The 9,854-nt window shown below is 64.7% G+C and carries 7 protein-coding genes and 1 pseudogene; all 8 read left to right on the top strand.

Features of this window, described 5'->3' with window-relative positions:
* Positions 1-130 (top strand): annotated as a pseudogene (locus tag AiwAL_RS13550) (S-(hydroxymethyl)glutathione dehydrogenase); the annotation flags it as partial.
* Positions 131-233: 103 nt separating this feature from the next.
* Positions 234-1,418, top strand: coding sequence for an outer membrane beta-barrel protein (locus tag AiwAL_RS13545; protein WP_235706306.1), 1,185 nt, complete (start codon positions 234-236; stop codon positions 1,416-1,418).
* Between the two features lie 52 nt (positions 1,419-1,470).
* Positions 1,471-2,931, top strand: coding sequence for a betaine-aldehyde dehydrogenase (gene betB, locus AiwAL_RS13540; RefSeq protein ID WP_235704929.1), 1,461 nt, complete (start codon positions 1,471-1,473; stop codon positions 2,929-2,931).
* Between the two features lie 33 nt (positions 2,932-2,964).
* Complete coding sequence (gene betA / locus AiwAL_RS13535) at positions 2,965-4,626, top strand: choline dehydrogenase (protein WP_235704930.1); 1,662 nt, start codon at positions 2,965-2,967, stop codon at positions 4,624-4,626.
* Between the two features lie 91 nt (positions 4,627-4,717).
* On the top strand, positions 4,718-5,971 hold the full coding sequence (locus AiwAL_RS13530) for a sarcosine oxidase subunit beta family protein (RefSeq protein WP_235704932.1): 1,254 nt from the start codon (positions 4,718-4,720) through the stop codon (positions 5,969-5,971).
* 18 nt (positions 5,972-5,989) lie between these two features.
* The gene (locus tag AiwAL_RS13525; protein ID WP_235704933.1) at positions 5,990-6,283 is read left to right on the top strand and encodes a sarcosine oxidase subunit delta; all 294 of its coding nucleotides are present in this window, start codon (positions 5,990-5,992) and stop codon (positions 6,281-6,283) included.
* On the top strand, positions 6,280-9,279 hold the full coding sequence (locus AiwAL_RS13520) for a sarcosine oxidase subunit alpha family protein (RefSeq protein WP_262312848.1): 3,000 nt from the start codon (positions 6,280-6,282) through the stop codon (positions 9,277-9,279). Before AiwAL_RS13525 ends, AiwAL_RS13520 begins: the two co-directional genes overlap by 4 nt.
* Positions 9,272-9,853 carry a sarcosine oxidase subunit gamma gene (locus AiwAL_RS13515; RefSeq protein WP_262312847.1) on the top strand — a complete coding sequence of 194 codons (582 nt, stop codon included), beginning with the start codon at positions 9,272-9,274 and terminating at the stop codon, positions 9,851-9,853. Before AiwAL_RS13520 ends, AiwAL_RS13515 begins: the two co-directional genes overlap by 8 nt.
* Position 9,854 lies beyond the last annotated feature (1 nt).

The following is a 9,854-nucleotide window of genomic DNA, read 5'->3' as shown; positions in this document are numbered from 1 at the left end:
CGACTGGTATATGGACGGCAAAATCAACATCGACGACCTGATCACCCACACCCTCCCCTTCGAGCAGATCAACCACGGCTTCGACCTCATGCGCAACGGCGAAAGCATCCGCTCCGTCGTCGTATACTGAATGCGGATGAATACCGAAATTTCCAGCTTGGTAGCCGAACAAACTAAAAATAAAACCTATGCAACAGAGAGACAACAGGTGGGCCATGACGAAAATCAAGCTTATGAAAATAGCAACGACGGCGTGTTCCGGTCTGGTGCTTGCAGCCCTTGCAACCGGACCGGTATTCGCCATGAACGGGCCGGTGCCGATCAAATACAATCTTGGATCGCTCGGCCAATACAGCATCACCGCCGCGGTCGACGGCTACGGCGCCGCCTATACCAACAGCACCGGCAATCTGTTCAACCAGAATCCGCAGAACGTCTCCGCCGGCCTCGCCAATGCCCTGATCAATATTCAAAAAACCTCGGGGCTGGTGCAGTTCACCTTCGAGGCCGGCGAATATACGTTTCCGATTCTCGGCTCGAAAGCCTTCGGATATCCGACCGGGTCGCCGCAGAACCCCTACAACTTCCTGGGCACGCCAGTGCTGCAGGGATATGTGACGCTGGCGCCGAGCCCGAATTTCTCGATTTCCGCGGGCATCATCCCCACGGTCGAAGGGCTGGAATCCGGGCAGGACTGGAACAATGCCAATTTCTTCCTGTCCCAGCTCGCCAATATCGAAATCACCTCCGAGCGGGGGATCCAGGCGACCCTGACCCACGGGCCGGCGACGCTGACCGTTCAGTTCGACGACGGCTATTTCTCGAAGCGCTTCAACAACGTTCAGGCCGCGCTGACCTATAATCTGAACTCGTCCGATTATATCTATCTCTACGGCTCGGATACTCTCGGGACGACCGATTTCACGAACTCGACCAATGGGTTCCCCGAGGTCAACAGCAACATGATCGGCGGCGGGTTCAATGCCACGTTCGGCAAGCTCAATATCATTCCCTATGTCCAGTATCAGTGGCTGCCGAAGAGCGCGCGGGTCGGCAACGTCAAGACCTACAGCAACATCGCCTTCGCGGTGTCCACCGACTACCAGTTCAACAAGCTGTGGTCTCTGGGCAGCCAGGTGAGCTATGTGAGCACCAATACCGACAAGCAGAATATCGGCAACGCCATCGCATTCGGCAACTGGATGGGATACGGCGCGACCGGCCCCGGCGCGATCGGGCCCGGCGCTTCGCTGCTCGGGTTTCAGGTGACGCCGACCTGGCAATACAAGCAGCTTTTCGTGCGCACGACCCTCGCTTACGCCCATCTCTCGAGCTATCTGCCCGGCTTCGGCTACGGCACGAGCGGGAACAAATCCGGCATGTTCGCGGGTATTCTGGAAGCGGGTTTTCTGTTTTGATCCCGATCCGACAAAAGGCGGGGGATCTTGCGGCGTGGCGGAGTGAAGCGGCATGATCGCGAGGCGTGCCGCTTTCATCGCCGGCACGGCGTGGCCGCAAGCTGGCGCCGAGACCTTCGAGGATCGTAACCCGGCGACCGGCGACGTGCTGGCGGTCGTCGAGGTTGCGAACTCGGACATTGTCGATCGCGCCGTCGAAGCGGCGGGCGAAGCCCAGGCGTCCTGGGCGGCGGCGACCGGTGCTGAACGCGGGCGCGTGCTGCTGCGCGCCGCGGCTTTGCTCAGAGCGCGCCTCAAGGATCTCGCACGGATCGAGACGCTCGATACCGGCCGGCCGATTCAGGAAACCGAAGCAGTGGATATCGTTTCGGGAGCCGAATGCCTGGAATATTTCGGCGGATTGGCGGCGACGATCGCCGGCGAGTTCGTCGATCTCGGTAAAACCGCTTTCGGCTACACGCGCCGGGAGCCGATCGGCGTGGTCGCCGCGATCGGCGCCTGGAACTATCCGCTGCAGATCGCTTGCTGGAAGGCGGCGCCCGCGCTCGCCTGCGGCAATGCGATCATCTTCAAGCCGGCGCCGCAAACGCCGCTCACCGCGCTGGAACTCGCGGCCATTTTCAAGGAAGCGGGTCTTCCTGACGGCCTGTTCAACGTGGTCAACGGTTTCACCGAAACCGGGCGGTTGCTGGTCCTGCATCCGAAAATTCGAAAAATTTCGCTGACCGGATCGGTGCCGACCGGAAAGGCGGTGGCGATGGCGGCGGCGGCGACGCTCAAACGCGTCAGCCTCGAACTCGGCGGCAAGTCGCCATTGATTGTCTGCGAGGATGCGGATATCGACAGTGCGGTTTCCGGCGCGATGCTCGGCAATTTCTACTCCGCCGGCGAGATCTGCTCGAACGGCACGCGGGTATTCGTGCATCGCCGGGTTTATGACCGATTTCTCGATGCGGTGAAAACCCGGACGCAGCGCCTTACGATCGGCGATCCGCTCGATCCGCGAACCCAGATCGGGTCGCTGATTTCGCCTGAGCATATGGACAAAGTGCTCTCTCATATCGAAGCGGGAAAAATGGGGGGCGCCGAACTTGTCGCGGGCGGCAATCGCCGGATGGACGGTGCTCTCGGGCGCGGCTGTTTCGTGGAGCCGACGATCTTCGCGCAATGTTCGGATGCGATGCCGATTGCGCAGGAAGAGATTTTCGGGCCGGTGATGGCGGTTTTCGAATTCGACACCGAGGACGAGGTGATCGCCCGCGCCAACGCGACGCCGTATGGCTTGTCCGCCGCCGTGTTCACCAGAGATCTCGCCCGCGCGCATCGCATGATCGCACGCCTGGAAGCGGGAACCTGCTGGATCAATCACTACAATGTCACGCCGATCGAGCTTCCCTTCGGTGGCATGAAGCAGTCGGGTTACGGCCGGGAAAATGGCAGGGCGGCGATCGAGCACTATACCGACGTCAAGAGCGTCTACGTGGCGTTGGCACCCGTCGAATCGCCGTACTAACGGCGGGTGAACGCCGGCTTCGGAGCATTGGACATGAGCGAGATGGAATTTGACTACGTCATCGTCGGCGCGGGATCGGCGGGGTGCGTTCTCGCGAACCGACTGACCGAGGATGGGCGCAGTTCGGTGCTGCTGCTCGAATTCGGCGGCTCGGATCGGTCGGTGTTCATCCAGATGCCGAGCGCGCTGTCGATTCCGATGAACATGCCTCGCTATGACTGGGGCTATCACAGCGAGCCCGAGCCGCATCTCGACAATCGGCGGATGCACACACCGCGCGGCAAGGTGCTCGGCGGGTCATCCTCGATCAACGGGCTTGTCTATATTCGCGGCAACGCCTTCGATTTCGAGCACTGGGCCGAGTTGGGCGCGCGCGGCTGGGCCTATCGCGACGTGCTGCCTTATTTCAAGCGCGCCGAGACACGGGACGAAGGCGGCGATCTCTATCGCGGCGCCGACGGCCCGTTGCATACGCGCTACGGCACACTCGGCAACCCGCTTTACCATGCCTTCATCGAAGCCGGAAAGCAGGCGGGCTATCCGGTCACCTCGGACGTGAACGGCTATCAACAGGAAGGTTTCGGCCGGATGGACATGACGGTTCATCGCGGCCGGCGCTGGAGCGCGGCGAACGCCTATCTGAAACCGGCACTCGCGCGGCGAAATCTCACGGTTCACACCAACAGCCTAGTGTCGCGCGTCGTGTTCGAGGACAGGACGGCGGTGGGTGTCGCGTATCGCCGGGGTGGGCGCGACGTTAACGCGCGCGCGCGCCGCGAGGTGATTCTCGCCGCCGGGGCGATCAATTCGCCGAAACTGCTGAAATTGTCGGGGGTCGGGCCATGCGAAGAACTGCGTGCGCTCGGGATCGATGTGGTGGCCGACCGGCAAGGCGTCGGCGCCAATCTGCAGGATCATCTCGAATTCTATTTCCAGGTCGGCTGCACCCAGCCGATCACGCTGTATTCCAAGATGGACCCGGTCTCGAAGGCTCGGATCGGGTTGCGCTGGCTGCTCGCCCATGATGGCCTCGGCGCCACCAACCATTTCGAGAGCTGCGGTTTCATCCGTTCGCGGCCGGGTGTCGAATATCCCGACATCCAGTACCATTTCCTGCCGATCGCGATCCGCTACGATGGCAAATCCATCGCCTCCCAACACGGGTTTCAGGCCCATGTCGGGCCGATGCGGTCGAAAAGCCGCGGCTTCGTGCGCCTCGCTTCGGCCGATCCCGTGGCGGCGCCGAAAATTTCGTTCAACTACATGAGCGATCCCGACGACTGGGCGGATATGCGCGCCTGCGTGCGGCTGACCCGCGAAATTTTCGCGCAGCCCGCCTTCGCGCCGTATCGCGGTGAGGAAATCGCGCCCGGCGCTTCGGTGACTAGCGACGACGCGATCGACGCGTTCATCCGCCGGAGCGTGGAAAGCGCTTATCATCCATGCGGCACCTGCAAAATGGGCGATCCCGACGATCCTATGACCGTGGTTGCGCCGGATACGCTCGTGATCGGGGTCGATCGTCTGAGGGTCGCGGATTCCTCGATCATGCCGCGGATCACCAACGGCAATCTCAATGCCCCGACCATCATGATCGGCGAAAAGGCGGCGGATCATATCCTGGGCGGGCCGTTGCTGCCACCGAGCAATGCGCCGTTTTATACGGCAGCGGATTGGGCGATAGCGCAGCGCTGACCTGTCGGAAATATTCAAGCCGTGCGCCGGGTGCGTGCGTGCGGCAAATCCGCGCCGGTGGCATCATCCGATCAATTGGAGGAATCCCCAGATGCAGCGGTTTTCTGCTTTCGCGCTGATCCGGCAAGCGCTCAACGGTCAGAAGGGCTGGGATCGGCAATGGCGCGACCCCGAACCCAAGCCTGCCTACGACGCGATCATCGTCGGCGGCGGCGCACACGGTCTCGGCACCGCCTATTACCTTGCCAGGGAGCACGGCATCCGCAACGTCGCGGTGCTGGAAAAGGGCTGGATCGGCGGCGGCAATACCGGGCGCAACACCACGATCATCCGCTCGAACTATCTGTTCGACGAAAGCGCCGCGCTCTACGATCACGCCCTGAAGCTTTGGGAGCGCATGTCCCAGGACCTGAACTACAACGTCATGTTCTCGCAGCGCGGCGTGCTGATGCTCGCGCACAATGTGCATGACGAGCAGGTGTTCAAGCGTCATGTCCATTCCAACCGGCTGAACGGGGTTGATAACGAATGGCTGTCGGCCGCCGAGGCCAAGGCGTTCTGCCCACCGCTGAACATCGCGCCGGGAATGCGCTATCCGGTGCTCGGGGCGGCATTGCAGCGGCGCGCCGGAACCGCGCGGCACGATGCGGTTGCCTGGGGCTATGCCCGTGCCGCGGATGCGCTCGGTGTCGATATCATCCAGAATTGCGAGGTCACCGGCATTGATCGCGACGCGGCCGGCAAGGTGACCGGAGTGCAGACCTCGCGCGGCGCGATCCGCACGAATCGACTCGGCATCGTCGCCGCCGGCAATACCTCGGTGCTGATGGCGATGGCCGGGCAGCGCATGCCGCTGGAGAGCTACCCGTTGCAGGCGCTGGTCTCCGAGCCGGTGAAGCCGATCGTGCCGTGCGTTATCATGTCAAACACGATCCACGCCTATATCAGCCAGTCCGACAAGGGCGAACTCGTTATCGGCGCCGGCACGGATGCATATATTTCCTACAGCCAGCGCGGTGCGATGCATATTTCGGCGCATACGCTGGAAGCGATCTGCGAGTTGTTCCCGATGTTCCGGCGGATGCGGATGCTGCGCAACTGGGGCGGCATCGTCGATGTCACGCCGGACCGCTCGCCGATCATCGCGAAGACCGAGGTGTCGGGGCTCTACGTCAATTGCGGCTGGGGCACCGGCGGCTTCAAGGCCACACCCGGCTCGGCCCATCTGTTCGCCTGGACCCTGGCGAAGGACGAGCCGCACCGGATCAACGCGCCGTTCAATCTCGGGCGCTTCCAGTCCGGCCGGCTGATCGATGAAGCCGCCGCCGCCGCCGTCGCCCACTAACGCCAAAGGTTGCCCGCCATGCTGCTGATCACCTGCCCGTTCTGCGGTCAACGCCCCGAGATCGAGTTCGCCTATGGCGGCGAAGCGCATATCGCGCGGGCGGCCGATCCGCGCGCCACCTCCGATGAGGCCTGGACCGAGTATCTCTACGTTCGCGGCAATGCCCGTGGCCTGCACGCCGAACGCTGGCGGCATATCCGCGGCTGCGGGCGGTTCTTCAACGCGCTGCGCGACACCGTGACCGATCATTTCGTCGCCACCTACAAAATGGGTGAGGCGCGGCCCGACCGGACCGAAGGAAAACAGCCATGAGTGAGGCGTTCCGGCTGCCGGATGGCGGGCGCGTCGATCGCGCGCAGCCGCTCTCCTTCACCTTCGACGGCAGGCGCTATGGCGGGCTCGCGGGCGATACGATTGCCTCGGCTTTGCTCGCGAACGGCGTTCATCTGGTCGGCCGCTCGTTCAAGTACCACCGGCCGCGCGGTATCGTTTCGGCGGGCGCGGAGGAGCCGAACGCGCTGGTCGGTGTCGGGCGGGACGAGGCGCATTACACGCCGAATCTGGTCGCGACCCAGATTTCGCTTTACGATGGCCTGAGCGCTGTTAGTCAGAATCGTTCGCCCTCGCTCGAACGCGATGCCGGCAGCATCAACGACCGGCTCTGGCGCTTCTTCCCGGCCGGTTTCTACTACAAGACCTTCATGTGGCCGCGCCGCGCCTGGACGCGGGTGTTCGAGCCGCGCATCCGGGCGATGGCGGGGCTCGGGCGCGCGCCGAAAGCGCCCGACGCGGCGCGCTATGCGCAGCGCTACGCGCATTGCGACGTGCTGGTGATCGGCGCGGGACCAGCGGGCCTCGCCTCGGCGCTCGCCGCCGCGGAAGCCGGCGCGCGGGTCATTATCTGCGACGAACAATCCGAGCTTGGCGGCTCGCTGCTCGCCGAAACCGAGGCGCGGATCGACGGGCTCGCGGCGCAGGACTGGCTGGCGGCGACTCTCGCGCGGCTCGGCGCGTTCGATCGGGTGACGGTTCTGCCGCGCACCATCGCATTCGGCTATTTTCCGCACAACATGGTCGGGCTCGCGCAGGATTTGACCGGCTATCAGGGCGAACCGGACGACGCGGCGCCGCGCGGCCGGCTCTGGCAGGTGCGGGCGAAGCAGGTGGTGATCGCGGCCGGTGCGATCGAGCGGCCGCTGGTGTTCCCGGACAATGACCGGCCGGGAATCATGCTCGCCGACTCTGCGCGGATTTATGTCGAGCGCTATGCGGTGAAACCGGGCCGCCGCGCGGTGATTTTCACCGCGCATGACGAAGCCTATCGCGCGGCGCTGGCGCTGCATCGGGCGGGAGTCGAGATCGCGGCGATCGCCGATCTCCGGGGGGCGCCGGAGGGTGCGTGGATCGATGCGGCGCGTGCCGCCGGATTGCCGGTCCGGCCAGCGACGACGATCAGCGGCACCGACGGCCAGCTCCGGGTCAGCGCGGCTCATCTGGCGCCCATCGCCGACGGCAAGGTTGGCCGCGCCGAGCGGATCGAGTGCGATCTCGTGCTGATGTCGGGCGGGTTCACCCCGAGCGTGCACCTGTTTTCGCAAAGCCGGGGCAAATTGCGCTTCGATCCCGCGCTCGAGGCTTTCGTGCCCGGTGCGCCGGCGGAAGCGTCGCTCATGGCGGGCGCGTCGGCCGGGGCACAGACGCTCGAAGCAACGCTCGCGACAGGATACGATGCCGGCGATCAGGCGGCGGGCGTGAGCGGGACGGCGCAGGTGCGCCACTTCGCGGTCGAAGCCGCGCCGCTCTCGCGCGGCGGGTTTCTGGGCGCCGTGCCGCATGGGCGCGATCCGGCTTCGGTGCGCGCCTTCGTCGATTTCCAGAACGACGTCACCGCGAAGGACATCAAGCTCGCACTCGCTGAAGGATTCCGCTCGATCGAGCACGTCAAGCGCTACACCACGACCGGCATGGCGACCGATCAGGGCAAGACCTCGAACATGAACGCGCTCGGCATCGTGTCGGAAACCCTTGGCCGGCCGATTCCCGAGATCGGCACGACGACGTTTCGCATGCCCTACACGCCGGTGCCGTTCGGCTATTTCGCCGGCTATGCGCGCGGCGAATTATTCGAGCCGGTGCGCGAAACGCCGATCCATGGCTGGGCCGCCGAACGGGGTGCGGTGTTCGAGGATGTCGGCCAGTGGAAGCGGGCGCGCTATTTTCCTGAGCCGGGCGAGGATATGCGCGCGGCGGTCGCCCGCGAATGCCGGGCGGTGCGCGAAGCGGTGGGCATTTTCGATGCGTCCACCTTGGGCAAAATCGAAATCGTCGGGCCGGATGCCGCCGAGTTTCTCAATCGCCTGTACGTCAATGCCTGGACCAAGCTGAAGCCCGGAAGGTTGCGCTATGGCGTGCTGCTGCGCGAGGACGGCTTCATCGTCGATGATGGCGTGGTCGGGCGGATCGCCGAGGATCGGTTCCACGTCACCACCACGACCGGCGGTGCGCCGCGCGTGCTGGCGACGATGGAGGATTATCTGCAGACCGAGTGGCCGGACCTCAACGTCTGGCTCACCTCGACCACCGAGCAATGGGCGGTGATCGCGGTGCAGGGGCCGAAAGCGCGCGACGTGCTGGCGCCCCTGGTCGAGGGCGCGGATATCTCGGCGGCTTCGATGCCGCATATGAGCGTCGCCGAATGCCGGGTTGCCGGCGTCCCGGCGCGGCTGTTCCGGGTCAGCTTCACCGGCGAACTTGGCTTCGAGGTCAATGTGCCCGCCGAGTATGGCCGCGCGGTGTGGGAAACCATTTTCGCGGCGAGCCAGCCGCACGGCGTGGTTCCCTACGGCACTGAAACGATGCACGTGCTGCGCGCCGAGAAGGGCTACATTATCGTCGGCCAGGAGACCGACGGCACGGCGACGCCGGAGGATGTCGGGCTCGGCTGGGCGATCGGCAAGGCGAAGCCGGATTTCGTCGGCAAGCGCGCGCTCGCCCGCGCCGGCATGGTGGCACAGGACGACCGCAAGCAACTGGTCGGCGTGCTGACCGAGGAGCCCGGCTTCGTGCTGGAGGAGGGTGCGCATCTGGTGGCCGATCCGGCCCAGAAGCCGCCGATGACCATGCTCGGCCACGTCACCTCCTCCTATTGGAGCGCGACGCTCAACCGCTCGATCGCGCTGGCGATGGTGCGAAGCGGCCGCGACCGGCTCGGCGAGACGCTGCACGTTCCGCTGGCCGATCGCACCGTCCGGGTGACGCTCACCGAACCCGTGTTCTACGACCCCGAAGGGAGCCGTCTCGATGGCTGATGTCGCGATGACGATGACGCCGGTGCGCCGCGCGCCGCTCGACGGCCTTGCCGGCGATCCCCGCGCGCGCCGGGCGGTGCCGATGGCACGCTTTTCGCTCCGCCTGCCCGAGGCGGCGATCGGCGCCGCGTCCGCATCGCTCGGGCTCGATCTCGCGGGGCCGATCAATAATGTCGCCGAGCGGGAGGGTTGCGCGATCCTCAGGCTTGGCCCCGACGAATGGCTGGTGCTCGCCAACGATGCCGACTCCGCCGCGATCGCCGCGGCGCTCGATCGGGGAATGCCGGACCGGCGGTTTTCGCTGGTCGATATCGACCACCGCCAGACCGGAATCGTGCTCGACGGCGCGGACGCAGCCGATATGCTCAGCGCCGGCTGCCCGCTCGATCTCGACCTTGCCGCCTTCCCGGTCGGCATGGCGACGCGCACCATATTCGCCAAGGCCGAAATCGTGCTATGGCGAACCGCACCCACGCGGTTCCACATCGAGGTCTGGGGCTCCTTCACGTCCTATGTCTGGGCGCTTCTCAAGGAGATCGGCCGGGAGTATCCGGTCATGGAGAATACACCCTGAC

The sequence above is a fragment of the Acidiphilium sp. AL genome, from assembly GCF_025499445.1.
GTDB classification, from domain to species: Bacteria; Pseudomonadota; Alphaproteobacteria; order Acetobacterales; family Acetobacteraceae; genus Acidiphilium; species Acidiphilium iwatense.
The sequence above is the reverse complement of the archived record's forward strand: the minus strand, read 5'-3'. Positions and strand labels throughout refer to the sequence as shown.